Source organism: Niveispirillum sp. FG148 (assembly GCF_057809655.1).
On the sequence record NZ_JBMDKJ010000016.1, the window covers coordinates 12,836 to 27,663 of the forward strand.

Below are 14,828 nucleotides of genomic sequence, written 5' to 3' on the forward strand. Positions count from 1 at the left end.
GAAGGTGATCGATGAACAGCGACGTTGCCGCTACACGGGCGCTCCACCGCCTTGTCAAGCTGACCAAGGGGAACACCGGCCAGTCGAGGATGGCGGCAAACTTCCTGCTGGCTTGGCACAACGCGGCGACGTGCGGCTGGGACCTGACCGACCTGTGGAACGTGGACGAAGAGGTCGCAGCCGACATGCTGGCGGTGGCCAGGACGGTTGCCCAGGAGAACTGGCATCCCGACGTCTACGGCCTGCAGGAACAGATTTCGGCGATCGTGGACCTGTGGCGCCCCGAACCGGCATCCACCCCGGCCCGGGCCTGAAGGCCGGGGACATCCATGACGAAGCTCATTCACGACGCAGCCCGGCTTGCTTCAGGCCGGATCCTCAGCGGGCTCAAACCCGGTGGCAGGTTCATTCGCCCGTGCGGCGGGATGGATTTCGAAAGGCTGGTACGAGACCTGTTCGCTCGGCTGACGGATGACGAAAGCATCGACCTGAATGGACGTTCAGGCCAAGCGCAGGTGGGCATCGACATCTGGTACGCCGACCGCGAAGGCCGTCTCACCGGCATCCAGTGCAAGGTCCGATCCGACGCATCGTCCGCACGTCGGCGGGGACTGACCGAAGCCGATCTCCGCGCCGAGGTCGGACGCGCACGGAATTTCAATCCTCCCATCGACAGGTTCGTGCTGGTCACTACCGGGCCGAACGATACCCGCCTCCAGGAGGCCGCGCGCATACTGAGCGCGGAGCATGCCGCGCAGGGGCTGTTTTCCGTCGAGTTCCATGGCTGGGACTGGATCGAGGGATTGCTAACCCGGTATCCCGAGATCGCCGTGCACCATGGGCTGGCGGCGACAGTGCGCGAGGTTGCCGTTGGGGAACGTCCTGGGTCGCCCATCGCCCGAGAAATCGGAGGCCGGCTCAGGCATGCGTTTGCCATGATGAACGCCGGGCGCGAGGGGGACGAGCTGTTCACGCTGCAGGAGCTGGCTCGCCGGGTAGGCCATAGCGACTGGCGGAGGATTGAGCAGATCATCGATGGCGTTGCCGACGCCGACGTGGCCGAGCTGTCGAGACTCGCCGACGCCCTCGGGCTGGGTCCGGCCTAGCTGATCGAAGGCAAGGGTACGCCGTTCCTAGTCGACGACCCGACCGCTCAGCGCAAGGTGGAGGAGATCTATGACGCTATAGTCGCCATGAACCCCCAGCGCATCGTGTTCGTGCGCCAGCGCGAAGGCCGGCACGGCCAGCACGACGCGTTCATCGCGGTGGAGCGCGACGAGCTGCGCTGGTTCGTATTCCGGGCCGCGTACCCGGCATGCGACGGCGTCGGCGCCACCGGCGCGCGGGACCTGTTCGACCTCTGCCGCCTGATGCGCAGGCTCTACCATGCAGATCCGGGAACGATGGTCGTTTGCCATGGCCTGCACCTTGGCAGCCCGGAGTTCGAGCGGGTGCTGGAGGGCGAGGTCCATCCGGGTTCGATCCTCGGCTTCCAGGGCCTCGACCGTTGGTGGGAGGGCTTCGCCGCGCTCCGTCCCGGCTGGATCGAGGGCGCCGGTGAGCATTGGGCGTCGCTGCATAGGGCCATCGCGGTCGTCGTGCGCGAGATTGAGCGGGCACGCGAGGTAGCGGAGACGAGCCGCCATTGGCGGGATGCGCTGGCATGGGGAAGGCTGCTCGGCACCAAGTCGTCGAACGGCGGCGGGGAGCCTTGGTCGTGATCTTTGTCTTAAAAAAATAGGCGCATCGCATTGCTTGATTGTTTTCTTGATTTTATATACTATTTATGAGGGCAATTGTATGTACCGTCAACGCTTTGGAAATTGCAGCGCATCGATTGTCGGCAGCTTCGCTCGACCTAAGAGCGTAGTTTCCTGAAGATCGTCTGTCGGCGATGACACGCATAACCGTGAGGACTCCCAGTCATGAACATGCATGTGAATACAATCGAGGCGTTTTTAGAGGCACTGGCAAAAGAACTTGACGTCCCGGATCACCGCTATGAACAGGCGGAAACAAGTTACACCTCGCTCGGGGAATGGCTTCATCGTCCCGCGAGTACTGTTCGCGAGTATGATCCGCAGATGTACTGTCAAGGATCATTCAGGCTCGGAACTGCGATCCGTCCCCACTCTGATGCCGAAGAATACGACGTCGATTCCGTTGTCGAGCTTCGCCTCCTGACCAAACGCGACAAGACGCAGCACGAACTGAAAGCAATGCTTGGTGCTGAGATAAAGGCCTATCACGATGCCATGGCGATGGTGAAACCTGTACGCGAAGGCAATCGCTGCTGGATACTCGACTACGCTGACGGCGCCCAGTTCCACATGGATATTGTTCCCGCAGTACCGAACCAAGAACAGCAATACAGGCTCTTGAATGCAAGGATGCTCGACGCGAGTTGGGCATCGACCGCGATCTCTATCACGGACCGGCGGGAGCCAAACTACGAAATCCTGACGGAAGACTGGCCACGCTCCAACCCCAAAGGCTATGCAAACTGGTTCGCTTCCCGGCAATCTATAGTTTTCGAACGCCGAGAACGTGTGCTTGTTGAGGCAATGCAGAGGCAAGGTGTCATGGCGAGTGTGGAAAGTCTTCCAGCTTACAAGGTGAAAACCCCTCTCCAGTCAGCGATCATGATCCTCAAGCGGCATCGCGACAACATGTTTGCGCGCAATTTGGATATGCGCCCGATCTCTGTGATCATTACCACTCTTGCTGCACATGCTTACAACAACCAAGATACCATTGCTGGAACATTGTTTGCTGTCCTGGAAGATATGGATAAATTCATCGGCTACGATGGCACCAGTTATATTATCGCGAACCCGACAGACCCCCTAGAAAACTTTGCTGACAAGTGGAACCGCGAGCCTCAGAAAAAGGCTGCGTTTGATACCTGGCTCAGGCAAGCCAGGGCCGATTTCTATGCAGCCGCGCAGGCGGGGATTTTCAAGGATATGGCCGATGCACTTAGCCCACGCATGGGATATGCGCTGTCCTTGCGCGCATTGGACCGCCTCACCGGAGGTTCGCGTTTGCTACGCGCAGCCACGGGCGCATCTGCTGTCGCAGCAGGTGTGACGAGTGCACCGAGTTTTGCGAATGCGGAACGTCGCCCGACCAAGCCGCAAGGTTATGCATGATCTGGTGGCTTCTCGATCAGAACAGGGCCAGGGCTGAAAAGGCGGCGTTCTCTGCGCTTCAAGAGGAGCATGACTGGCTGACGAGTGTGCGCACGAGACACTTGGCCAATTTGCAACTCTGCATCGATATCGAGATCACGCACAACAGGGAGAAATTCCAGTTGGCCGTGATCTATCCGGTGACGTTTCCTGACACGCCGCCGATCGTGATGCCATACGGCGAAAGACGACTGTCCCAACACCAATATGGTCCGGGAGGCGAGCTCTGCCTTCAGTGGCGCCCGGACAACTGGGATCCTGCCGTCACCGGAGCAATGATGGCCGAGAGCGCGTACGGCCTGATCTCCGGTGAACGTCCTTCGGATGGGCAAGCTGCTTCCGTGCCCTCTGACCATTGGTCATCACTCGGAGGTGAGCTGCGCTTCGAAACGTGGCGGTTGATGGTGCCAGATGGCGCATGGAAATCTCTTGACCGTCAAATGCCAGAAGTAGTGTTTGAGATATCTCTGACGATGACGTCACGCAGGTCACAACGAGTTGCGCATCTCAGGTCGATCGGCGCTGCCGGAAGTGAGATTTGGGAATCACCAATCCCCACGCCATCGGGTGCAATACGTCGCATCGGCTTCTTGTTGCGGACAGGAAAAGACATGGGGCTGCTGACGCAGCATGAAGGTGGTGAGTTCAAGGATCTCGCCGAGCGCATACCAGAACTCGCCTCTCTTCTTAAACGGTCGGACTGGCCCTTCATTGTCGTCATTGAACAGAGCGGTCGTCATACGGCATTCGACATCGTGCGTGGTGATCAGGGCCGTCAGATCTTGGTCCCCTACAGGATCGTTGAGGAGAACGAGTTGGCTAGGCGCTCAGCGTCGGACCGTAGTGTGGTTTCCAATAAACGGGTGGCCATCATAGGTTGTGGATCGATCGGATCCAAAATCGCGGCATCGCTTGCACGTGCGGGCGTTAGAAAACTTGTGCTCATTGATGAGGACATTTTCCTGACTGGCAATCTGGTCCGGAACGAACTCGATGCGTGGGCCATCGGCTGGCACAAGGTCGATGCCTTGGCTGACAGGATTGGGCAGCTCACCTCAGACACTGATATCGATACGTACCGCGTTGCGCTCGGCAGCCAAACTTCGGGACTTGCGATGGAATCCGCGTTGGAGGCGATCGGTGAATGTGACCTGATCATCGAGGCCACGGCGAATTCCACATCGTTCAACTTATGTGCGGGAACTGCACGGCGCCACATGAAGCCTATGATATGGGCCGAGGTCTTCGGGGGCGGCGTCGGTGGACTGATCGCTATGGCACGTCCCGACACCGACCCCCACCCGCTGGCTGCTAGAAAGCAGATTATGGCGTGGTGCGATGACCATGACACGCCGTGGGAGTGGAACCCCAGAAACAACTACGGGGTTGAACAGGAAGATGGCCAGTCTTTCATTGCAGACGACGCTGATGTGTCTGTCATAGCAGCACATGCTACTCGATTTGCCCTCGATATCCTGCAAGGAGCGGAAACGATCTTTCCATCTTCTGCCTATTTGATCGGGTTGAAGAAGGCGTGGCTTTTTTCAGCTCCTTTCGACACTTGGCCGATTGACCTCAAACTGACCGACCCATGGCAAACCGCGACCGCTGCGACTAGTGGCGATGACATCTCAAGCTTCCTCTCCGATCTTATAGATGAGGACATTCAATGACGGTGGAGTTGATCCTTCCTGACATGATAGTGGGCAGGATGAGAGTAGGCTTGCAGCGTGCCAAAGATCGCGAAATCGGGGGCATTTTGATGGCACAGCAGATCGTGCCGGGATGTTTCGGTATCGTCGATTTTTCGGTAGATGAGCTGACTGGTGAGCGAGACCATTTCGTACGGGACCCCGCGCTTCACAACGCCTGCCTCGATCAATTCTTCGAGCGGACCGGCAATGACTACGAGCGCTACAACTACATCGGTGAATGGCATTCCCACCCCCAGCTTCCTATCCTGCCCAGCTTGACTGATCTCGAGAGCATGGAAGGTCTTGTGAATGGTGAGCGCAACATACCTTTTGCGATACTTCTTATCGTCAGATCGGACACGCCGAGCGAGTTCGTTGCCACCGCGACCTTTCATCAGCGCGGGACAACTCCAACGCCAGTGCGCATTAAAACTGGAAGCCTGAGGCGGCCATGTTTCGTGAAACACTAGACTGGAGCATCCGTGAATTTCTGAAATTCCTCTTCAGACCGAGAGGATTCGAGGGAAAGATTGCCAGTCTTTGTGCGCCAATTCTCGTTGTATTGCTTGGGGGGAAATTGGATTGCCTAAAAGGCGACTACTCTTTCGAAGTCGGCTCTACCAACATTATCCCTGAATGGGTGCGGTGGCCTCTGGTGCTGCTTTTTGTAGTGATCTTCGGTTTTTGCGTCTGGATTCGGTCGTTTCAACTACTTCGGGGAATGGCATTCCCATCCGAGCTTTCCGGTGGACCCGAGCATCACCGACATTGGGACCATGCAGGCGATGGTTGAAGACGTCGGTAACATCGACTTCTCGGTCTTGATGATCGTCCGGCTGCGGATGTTCGTCATGCTGCAGTTGGGAACCTACCTGTTCATGTGGGGGCCAGCACCCGCAACGCGTCGAGATGATCGACGACCCGATCTCACGGGCGAAGTAGAGATTCATTTGAAAGGGGTCGCCTCGGTGCGACAATTGAAGGAGCGACATGTCCAAGACAGCTATCCCGGCAAAGGTTGCAAACGCCCTCTGGGCGAGGGCTGCGGGGCGGTGCCAGTTCCGCGGATGCAATAAGCTTCTTATCGGTGACCTGATCACTGGCAAAAAGACGGGCAAGTACGGCTACATCGCCCACATCGTCGCCGACGAGGCAGGCGGCCCCCGGGGCGATGCGGTGAGATCGCCGCAGCTTGCTCAGGACATCGACAACCTGATGCTGATGTGCCCGGTCCACCATAAGGCGATCGACGTAGACCATGTGGCCGAATACGACGAAGCCGCCCTTCTAACCATGAAGGCCGAACATGAGGACCGCATCGAGATCGTCACCGATATGGATGTCGATCGCGTCTCCCATGTTGTCAGGTTCGCGGCGGACATCGGTCAACGCGACGCCGTTATCACCACGCGAGCGATCTTCGCCGCGATGCCACCTGATCACCATCCGGCGGATTTTCGGACGATTGACATCGAACTCATCGGCTCCGAACTGAAGGACCACGAGGAGGCATACTGGGCCGGACAGGACCGGAACCTGGAGAAGGCCTTCGCCCGGAAAATCAAGGAGCGGATCGAGCAAAGGGAAATCCGCCAGTTAAGCGTCTTCGCCCTGGCTCCGCAGCCGTTACTCATCCGTCTCGGGACGCTCCTCGGCGACGTGGTACCGGTCTCCGTGCATCAGAAGCACCGCGAACCGGACACCTGGAAATGGCTACCTGACCAGCCGCGGATCGCCTACAAGGTCAACGAATACAGTGGCAAGGAGGACGTGCCGGTCGCGTTGAAGCTGGCCCTGAGTGCCACGGTGAACGACGAGCGCATCACATCGGTATTGGGTGAGGATACCGCCATCTGGTCGATCACCTGCGAGCAACCTGGCAACGACATCATGCGGAGGAAGGACGACCTTGCCGCCTACAAGAAGTGGGTGCGCAACCTGTTCAACCGGATCAAGGCCTATCACGGGGAAGGCGTAATGCTGCATGTTTTCCCGGTGTTGCCGGCGTCCGCGGCGGTGGAGACGGGACGCGTCTGGATGCCGAAGGCTGACCTCACCATGAAGATCTACGACCAGAACCGTACTGCGCAGGCATTCGTTCCGACGATCACTATCGGGTAGACGACAGACCGCATATCGAGTGGCCGTTTGTATGATGCGGCGGCCAAAACAGGAAGACCGATTTCGACCTCCTTTGGGCCATTCACAACGACCGCATAGCGCTCCTGTTCCGCTGTTCAGCCACACATACCTCGATGAGGCCGCGCATGCCGCATAGATAGAGCGGTTGCGCCATTCATCGCTTGACGGATAGGATTACCTTGGTTGCTTCGGATTTCTTCGGTATCTTGAGGTGGGGAAACAAGGATTGCCGGCGCCCCGCTTCGAGAGGGCGCTGGCATTTATGACGCACGCATGGCCGTACCACCCGCAGACGCATTGGTCGACTGGATCGCAACGAGTTCGCTGCCTGGCAGCGAAGGTCTCTATTTCCTCGGCACGTTCGAGCGGCGGATCACGTTCTATTCCCAGCAGGTACGTGCATTTCGGCTGATCAGGGCCCTGCATCAACGTGAGGTCCTGAAGGGAAACGACGTAATCGCCGTAGTTGGCGCCGGTGCTGCGGGCGTCACCTCAGCGTTGGCTTTGGGCCTGCTCGGCTACGACGTCAGCCTTTACGATCCTGCGGTCGAAGTCCTTCAGCTTCAGAGCGCATCGCCCAGACTCCTCCACCCTCACATCTATGAGTGGCCGAAGCTGGGCTCTCTGGAAAAAAGCGCGGGTCTGCCGTTCCTCGACTGGCGGCTGGCCACCGGCAAGCCGATCGTTGAGCAACTGGCGGCAGAGTTCCACAGCTACAACGCTTTGCTTCCCAAACTCATCTGGAACAAAGGCACTCAGCTCGAGAGACTCGAAAAGTCCGGAATGGAATGGCGACTGACCTTTGCCGACGGTACCACGAGGATCGTCCAAAAAGTCTTTCTTGCGATGGGCTTTGGCGATGAACGAACCGTGGGAGCCGCTGATATCTACGACTATTGGAAGGAGCGGGGCGTCGGGACTGCGGCCGTCGAGGCCAAAGCGCCCGCTAGTTATCTTGTAAGCGGGAATGGCGATGGCGCCCTGACCGATATCTTGAACCTCCTTATCGAGGGGTTCGAACACGTGCCGTTCACCGAGACATTTCTTGGCTACTTCAATCAGGATATCCTGCGAACCACAGTTCTCAAGGCATACGAAGACCTGGAGCCAGAGGCCGATCTTGAACCGGCTTTTGAGAAAGAGGTGCTCACGACTTTTGTCGAGAGGCAGATCCTCGACCGCCTGGTTCCAAAGCTTCGAACCGACCGGCTTCTGACAATCAACTCAAGCGGTCCGTTACTCTCCGTGGGGAAGGCAGCTCAACTGAACCAGGCCATGGTCTTCGCTGTCCTTCACGCGGCCAAGCAGAAGGGCGTCGTCGTCCGGCGTAGCTCAGGCAAGATCACAAATGTGATCAAGCAGGCGGACGGCCTAGAGGCCGTCGGGATTACATTGGATGGGGTTCCCCTTTCGGAGCGGTTTAACCATGTCATCCTGCGCCACGGACCAAACAAGGAAGATCGATATCACCCCGCCAAGGAGCAGTTCGACGAGTACCAGAAGGTGTGTGCCGAACGTTTCAAAGCGAGGCCTGAACTGCACTTCCCGCCGACACTCGACGCCAACACCTACACCCTATTTTTCGATCTATGGCTGGAAAAACTCGCCGACGCCGCCAGACGGGATCAGCTGGCCGGCCGATCGGATCTTGAGGCGTCAACTATTCTGATCACTTGGGACGACGCCACCCAAACATTGGCACAGCGTGGCAAGGTTCTGCTTGAGGATCTGGTGAAGCAGTGCGAGGCCGCGCCTGCGCCCATCAACGTGCATCTCGAAGTGCCGCCCGACAAGCTCGAAGCTACGGACTTGGTCCGCTTGAGCAAAGCGAGTGGAGGCAAGATTACCATTTCCCTCGGCGCCAACGTTCAGGCCGCATGGAAGCTTCTTCTGCCTAACGCCGCAGTTGCATCGATGGTGGGCTCCCGGTATCCGTACCGGGAGATCAGCTTGACTAGTATTGCAGAGTATGTTGACGCCTCATTAGTTCGCCAGTTGGGGGATATACTCCTTGAATCGCAGAAGGCAGGCAAATGCGACACCTTGGGAACGATCGCCGCTGACCTGTTTGAACAGGTCATGGACACCTGGGTGGTATGGAGGAAGACGCTCGATGCGTCGCCTGCCCTTCGTCGAGATTTTCTCGCCTGGTTGGGGAACATCGGCCCAGATAGCGCCAAGCCATGGAGCGGCCAAGTAACGGAGCTCGAGCGCATGGCGGGTGCATTGGTCCTCATCCTTGCAACCCACTTGGGTGAGCCACTTCAGCCAGCGTCAGTACCCAGGGGAAATTTGAGCTTTGATGCAAACGGGCATGCATTGGGTTCCTCCGCCGAGAAGCTGGACGATGGCCGGCTGATCACTGAATGGAACCTGCCCGAACATTGGGACGTCGACGCACTTATTCTCTCTCGCAGTGCCGAAGTTGCGGTCACCGGACCTGACGACACGATTTTGAACGGCGGAGATCCAGGCATCGGCCTTGACGTCGCGCGGCGGACCAAGCCCGCAATTGTTCGTAACGATGGACAATGGCGCACTGCGCTGAAGACTGGGCTGCCAAAGTGGAAAGCGGCGGTTCAGGAAGAATTCCAGGCTTGGCGTGAGCGGCAGAACAACGACAGAGACAGGGTACTGACATGACGCCTGACGTTTTGAAGTCCCTGCTCGTCAGCGCGGCAACGAGTCTAAATTGGCAAGCGGACGAAGTCATGGAGTTCACGTCCCCTACGTTCCGCAGCCGGCCGACAGAATCCGAGGCGAAGCCGATCCGCGGTTTGTTCGGACTGCGTTTGGGTCAGTATCCGGTTATCGTCGCCCCTATTGCGCTCGACAGCGTGGAGGGCGTCACATCCGCGCTCAAACGGCTGCATGCCCAGATGGTCGTCGCTCGCTCGTATATGTACGAGAAAGAGGTGATCAATGCGCACCTGTTCCTCTGCGCGACATCGCCTACTGCTACGGGCGACTGGCTGCGGTTGGTCGACCTCATCGAACGTGACGAGGCCGTATGCAGGAAACTTGTCTGGATCCCGAAAGAGGCAGCCATCCAAGAGTCTTTCGACGCCCTGCGGGCAAGAACGTTCCTGGCCATGCCTTGGGCGCAGGTTCGGGCTGTGAGCGATGCCGCGCTCGATCAAACCTACGACCTGGCGCAGCGCCTGCTTGTAAAGCATGGGCTCCCTGAAGAGTTGGCGAAGAAGTGGGTCTCGCTCACGGAGCGATTGATCGACGACCCCGAGAGCCTCGTGACCGAACTTGTCCAGAGCAGGGAGGCTTCGCATGAGTGACGTTTACCTCACGCGTATCCGTCTCGAACAATATCGCAGCTTCAGACAGCTCGACATTCGCCTTCCGGACGGACCCAGCGTGCTTGTCGTCCAGGGAAGTAACGGCATTGGCAAGTCGTCACTGTTCGACGGCCTCGAGTGGGCACTGACCGATAAGATCGATCACTTCCGCGATGCCGACGGTGTCAAGAAAGTCGGTAGCTATCTTTGCAGGTGGCGCAAAGGAGCCAGTGGTCCCTCTTCGGTGACCATGGATTTCTCTGGAGACAAGACCATCTCGCGCATCTTGTCATCGCCGGAAGCCAAAGAGTCCGTCATTGAAGGCAACATCGACAACATCACCGAATTCCTCAAAGACGAAACGTGGACTCGGAACATCTCCGGGCTGTCGAGCTATCTGCTACTCACGCATTTCTTGGGACAATCCACACTATCCCGGCTCACCAGCCGTGATCCGGGCAAGCGGTTCGACATCCTCAAAGAGGCAGCTGAAAGCAAAGCGATCGAGGACTTCGCGAACGCTCTCCACGGCAGAGGCAACACCAAGGCCGCCCGTGCCTACAATAGCCGTATGAAATCGCTCAATGACGAGGCTGAGGCCCTTCAGGTCCTCCTCGACACTGAAGCAGACTTGTGGCACGGACTCACTGGTGTCGGCGCTATGGACGACGCGGCCGCGGGGGAGGCGGCCAGGGCAATTTCGCGTCTACTCGACGATGCGTCCGGCGCCAATGTGTCCCCTCCGGTGGTCGGTTTCGATCAGGATACGATTGGAGCTCTCGATACGCGCCTCAGCGGGCAGCGGGCGCGGCTGCGAGGCCTTGAGACAAGTCTGAGCGAGGCTAAATCTGCGCTCGATGAATGGCAGAGCGCTTCACGGCAGCTGTCGGAGCACGAAGCGGCCAAAGCAATCGCTGACGGTCAAGTGGACTCTCTGGTGTCGCAGCACGGAAAGGTCACCGCATCGCTGGCGGCGGCCAGAACCGGCGAAGCTACCGCTATCAAGGCAGCTGAGGACACAAGTGGTTCGTTGACGCTCCTTACCGGACTACGCGATGCACGTATCGCCGAAGCATCCGCCCGCGGCAGGAAAGAGGCTGCCGATTTGGTGGTGGCGGCGGCACAAACTGCTGTCAACCGGGAGGCCGAGGCTGTATCCGCTTTCGACCGTCGGCTTCTCATCATCCGTCGGATTGAGGGTGACGTCCGGCGGCTCGACGAGCGCGCTCGGTTGGCTCAAACGGAACACCGAAATATGGTGCTCTGGCTCGCTCATGACGTTAGGGCGTCTGAGGTCCAATCGTCTCTTCAGGAGCTCCAGGTTCGCTTCCCGGCTCTCGACGTTGACATCAAGGGGGCACTCGGCGCCGCTCAAGATGCACGCACCTTGCTGGACGAACAGGACGCCGTTCTGACTGAACTGAGAAAAGCGGTGTCGGCGATGTCCAGTGCCGTTGCGAGCGTGACAGCCAATCTTCTCCATGACGCATGCGACTGCCCAGTTTGTGCGACGCATTTCGAGGTGGAGGGCGAACTGCAACGACGTGCAGCGGCCGCTGCTTCAAGGCTGGCTCCTCTTGTTCTCACCCAAGAGGAGCGCGTCCGCACGGCGTCGCAACGCTTCGAAAATGCCAACAATCGCCTCGATCAGCTCAGGGCTGCCAAGCAGCAGCTGATCAACCTCACCGTCGAACTGGAGGCCGAGCAAAGAGCCAGGACTGAGATCGGGATTGGTGTATTTGGCGCCGCCGTGGCTGACCGGGCCCTGGCAGAAGAAAGAAAGGCACAACTCGAGACGGGCTCCGAAAATATTGCCAGGTTGCGGCAGCGAAAGTGGCAGTGGCGGAATCGGTTGAACGGCGATTTTTTCGCGCCAGGCGGCGAGCAGTCCGCTGCCATTAGAAAGCGCGACCAGGCTCAGCTCCAGTTGATCGCGGCGACCCAAACTCAGTCGAAAGCTGTGGCCGAGCTCGAGGTGGCGGCGACTGCTGTTCGCGAGATGGTGGAGATTCTCGGTGAGCTTGGTGATGCAGAGTTAGCAGACACGATCCGTAGCACCGAGATCGATATGGCCACCGCCGGCGAGAAGGTCCGGCAAGCTAAACAGACCCGGCAATCCTTCGAAGAGCAGCTGGCGTCCCTTGACATTGCTCTTCCGGCGGCGAAATCGAGACTTCAACAGTCGGTCGATCAGGTGGCGGCTGCCGCGGCTCGGCAAGTTAAAGCCGGGGAGACATGGCGGAAGCTTGAGTTCGAACAGTCGGATATTCCTGACGCACTCTCGGTCACTGAGTTGACGACGACGATTGAGCAACTGCGAGAAAAGGTGTGCGAGGCCGAAGATCTGCTGAGGCGACTGCGGGATGGCCGAGCATCCAAGGCGCTGGCTGACAATCATCTGGTTGCGCTTGAGCGGTTGCGGTCGGCGGTCAATGGCGCCGCTAACAGTGAGAGGCTGCAGCTACGAAAGGAGGCCGAGGACCTCGTGTCTGCCAATACGCGACTGGCGCAGGCAACCAGCGAAGCCAAAGTCATTGCCCAAGCCGCGAGCTCCGACATTCTCAACGAACTGGCGGACTTCAACACCAGCTATATGCAGCCTTTGGACACCCTAATGAAAACCATTAACCGGGCAATCATGGGCGATCCGCGCGTGGGTCTGGAGTCCTACGTCAGGGACCGTCGGGTCGAGCAGAGGCCAATAAAAGAGGGTGAGGCCTTGCCTCCCGAAGTAGCATCGATAGATCCCCGGCTGGTGCATAGTGAGGGTCAGATGGCAGCCTTGTCCGTCAGTATGCTGTGTGCCGCAAGCCTGACTTATCCATGGTCTCGCTGGCGTGGGCTGGTCCTGGATGACCCGCTTCAGCACAACGACATCATTCATGCGGCAGCGTTCTCGGACTTCGTCTGCAATCTTGTCGCCAGCCGTGGATATCAGGTGCTTCTGTCAACTCATGACCGGGCTCAGGCGGAGTTTCTTCGGAGAAAAATAGCGTCAAGAAACCTGCCATGCGCCGTTCTCCACCTGCTGGGCACCGGGCAGGACGGTGTCGAATGGACTTACCGGCCAGCGGACAACCAAGCGCCATTGACCGAATCAGCCTGAGCAGTTGCCACAGCAGCGGTGGGAGGCGCGGTCTCCGCTTTCGCCATCTAGCTAGGGCCGAATGATTGGTGCCGACTTGCCACCGCAGACCTGCTGGCTTTGGAAACGCAGAGACGTTCGCCACTGCCCACTTTGGGTCAGTTGCACCCTCGGTCATTCATCGTCGATATGTCCGCTGAGTGTTTGAATTCCCCAATAGCGGAAAGTCTGCCACCGGCCCCGAAGGAGGCGTAAGCCTTGCCAGCGTGCCGGTGAGCCTATATAAAATATGTCAATCAAATCAGTGCAGTAAGACTATTATAACGTCGGTCAAATCGAGCCCCCGCACCCAACCTGATACAGCAAAAGCCCTGTAACCTCAACAGTTACGGGGCTTTTGCTTTTGGGCTCAGATGCCCACTTCGAGCCAGTATGCAGTGAAATCAATAAGTTAGCCTCGTATGTTGGATGCAGGGTTGCCGATACCCGCATCCAACATACGAGGCACTGCGTTCACGAGTTTGAGTCTCCGGCAAAGCTGGCGCGGTTCATTCCTTTCAACGAATACCCTCCAACCACGCCAGAAAGGCATTGCCCCACTGCGTGCTGGTCGTCCCCATCCGGCCCAGGCCGAAGCCATGGCCACCCTTCTGGTAGACATGGAGTTCATATGGTCGCCTTGCCTTGATCCAGGCTTCCACGATACCAAAACCGGCCCGGCCTGAAAGGGGATCGTCGGCTGCCATGGCCAGGAACATAGGTGGGGCATCAGGGGGAACGTCCCTTGCCTCCATGGGTGGGTAGAGGGGGGCAATGAACGCCGGCTGCGGCTCCTGTGATGGCCATGTAACGACGGCCAGCGTTGTACGCGCACCTGCGGAGAAGCCCATCAGACCAATTCGGTTGGGATCGACATGCCATTGCACTGATCGGTCGCGTACCAATCGCAGGGCGGCCCGCGCATCCTCTACCGCATCGGGCGGCGTCACGATCCGCAATCCTTCGCCGGGTTTACCGACCCAGTCTGTCATGCGCTGTGTGGCGAATTTGGCGAATTCCGCTGGTGCGGTTGGGGTTGGGTCTACCCTGTACTTCAGCACGAAGGCGGCAATGCCATGATCGGCCAGCCAACGAGCCACCTGCCAGCCTTCCAAATCCATGGCAAGGGTCATGAAGCCGCCGCCCGGTACTATGACGACAGCGGTGCCATTGCCTTGGCCCGGTGCCGGCAGGACCGGGGTCAGGGTCGCTTCGGTGACATTTCGGACCGTCCGCACCCCTTCCTTGCCGGCCCAGATTTCGGGGCCGTTGGCATTCGGCACGCTTCCGGTCCCCAGCGGAATGGCTTCGGCAATCTCAAGATTGGCGTTGGCCAGGGCCGGGGAGGCGGCCAGAAGGCACAAGGTCAGAAGGAAGTATTTCATCG

12 protein-coding genes are annotated in these 14,828 nt (G+C 58.6%); 11 read left to right on the forward strand and 1 reads right to left on the reverse strand.

Translation table 11 applies throughout. The annotated features are described in order from the left end of the window. The first annotated feature begins 11 nt into the window (after positions 1 to 11). From ACODTW_RS16755 to ACODTW_RS16805, 11 genes are all read left to right on the forward strand, one after another. Positions 12 to 314, forward strand: a complete 303-nt coding sequence (locus ACODTW_RS16755; protein WP_488947197.1) for a DUF7673 family protein — start codon at positions 12 to 14, stop codon at positions 312 to 314. 15 nt (positions 315 to 329) lie between these two features. Then, on the forward strand, positions 330 to 1,106 hold the full coding sequence (locus ACODTW_RS16760; RefSeq protein ID WP_488947198.1) for a hypothetical protein: 777 nt from the start codon (positions 330 to 332) through the stop codon (positions 1,104 to 1,106). A gap of 87 nt (positions 1,107 to 1,193) precedes the next feature. Then, positions 1,194 to 1,721: a hypothetical protein gene (locus ACODTW_RS16765; protein WP_488947199.1), complete on the forward strand. Its 528-nt coding sequence runs from the start codon at positions 1,194 to 1,196 to the stop codon at positions 1,719 to 1,721. Positions 1,722 to 1,925: 204 nt separating this feature from the next. Beyond that, positions 1,926 to 3,152 (forward strand): nucleotidyltransferase domain-containing protein, encoded by a 1,227-nt coding sequence (locus tag ACODTW_RS16770; protein WP_488947200.1) that lies wholly within the window; start codon positions 1,926 to 1,928, stop codon positions 3,150 to 3,152. Then, entirely contained in the window at positions 3,149 to 4,864 is a 1,716-nt protein-coding gene (locus ACODTW_RS16775; protein ID WP_488947201.1) for a ThiF family adenylyltransferase, read from the forward strand. Before ACODTW_RS16770 ends, ACODTW_RS16775 begins: the two co-directional genes overlap by 4 nt. Continuing rightward, positions 4,861 to 5,355, forward strand: a complete 495-nt coding sequence (locus ACODTW_RS16780) for a Mov34/MPN/PAD-1 family protein (protein ID WP_488947202.1) — start codon at positions 4,861 to 4,863, stop codon at positions 5,353 to 5,355. The genes ACODTW_RS16775 and ACODTW_RS16780 overlap by 4 nt, the downstream gene beginning before the upstream one ends. Next, positions 5,337 to 5,678 (forward strand): hypothetical protein, encoded by a 342-nt coding sequence (locus ACODTW_RS16785; RefSeq protein ID WP_488947203.1) that lies wholly within the window; start codon positions 5,337 to 5,339, stop codon positions 5,676 to 5,678. The genes ACODTW_RS16780 and ACODTW_RS16785 overlap by 19 nt, the downstream gene beginning before the upstream one ends. 197 nt (positions 5,679 to 5,875) lie before the next feature. Further along, the gene (locus ACODTW_RS16790) at positions 5,876 to 7,006 is read left to right on the forward strand and encodes an SAVED domain-containing protein (RefSeq protein ID WP_488947204.1); all 1,131 of its coding nucleotides are present in this window, start codon (positions 5,876 to 5,878) and stop codon (positions 7,004 to 7,006) included. Between the two features lie 294 nt (positions 7,007 to 7,300). Continuing rightward, the gene (locus ACODTW_RS16795) at positions 7,301 to 9,670 is read left to right on the forward strand and encodes an ABC-three component system protein (RefSeq protein WP_488947205.1); all 2,370 of its coding nucleotides are present in this window, start codon (positions 7,301 to 7,303) and stop codon (positions 9,668 to 9,670) included. After that, on the forward strand, positions 9,667 to 10,317 hold the full coding sequence (locus tag ACODTW_RS16800; RefSeq protein WP_488947206.1) for an ABC-three component system middle component 1: 651 nt from the start codon (positions 9,667 to 9,669) through the stop codon (positions 10,315 to 10,317). Before ACODTW_RS16795 ends, ACODTW_RS16800 begins: the two co-directional genes overlap by 4 nt. Further along, positions 10,310 to 13,423: an AAA family ATPase gene (locus tag ACODTW_RS16805; protein WP_488947207.1), complete on the forward strand. Its 3,114-nt coding sequence runs from the start codon at positions 10,310 to 10,312 to the stop codon at positions 13,421 to 13,423. The genes ACODTW_RS16800 and ACODTW_RS16805 overlap by 8 nt, the downstream gene beginning before the upstream one ends. Positions 13,424 to 13,959: 536 nt before the next feature. On the opposite strand, the gene ACODTW_RS16810 is transcribed toward ACODTW_RS16805, so the two are convergent. Next, positions 13,960 to 14,826: an alpha/beta hydrolase gene (locus ACODTW_RS16810; protein WP_488947208.1), complete on the reverse strand. Its 867-nt coding sequence runs from the start codon at positions 14,824 to 14,826 to the stop codon at positions 13,960 to 13,962. Positions 14,827 to 14,828 lie beyond the last annotated feature (2 nt).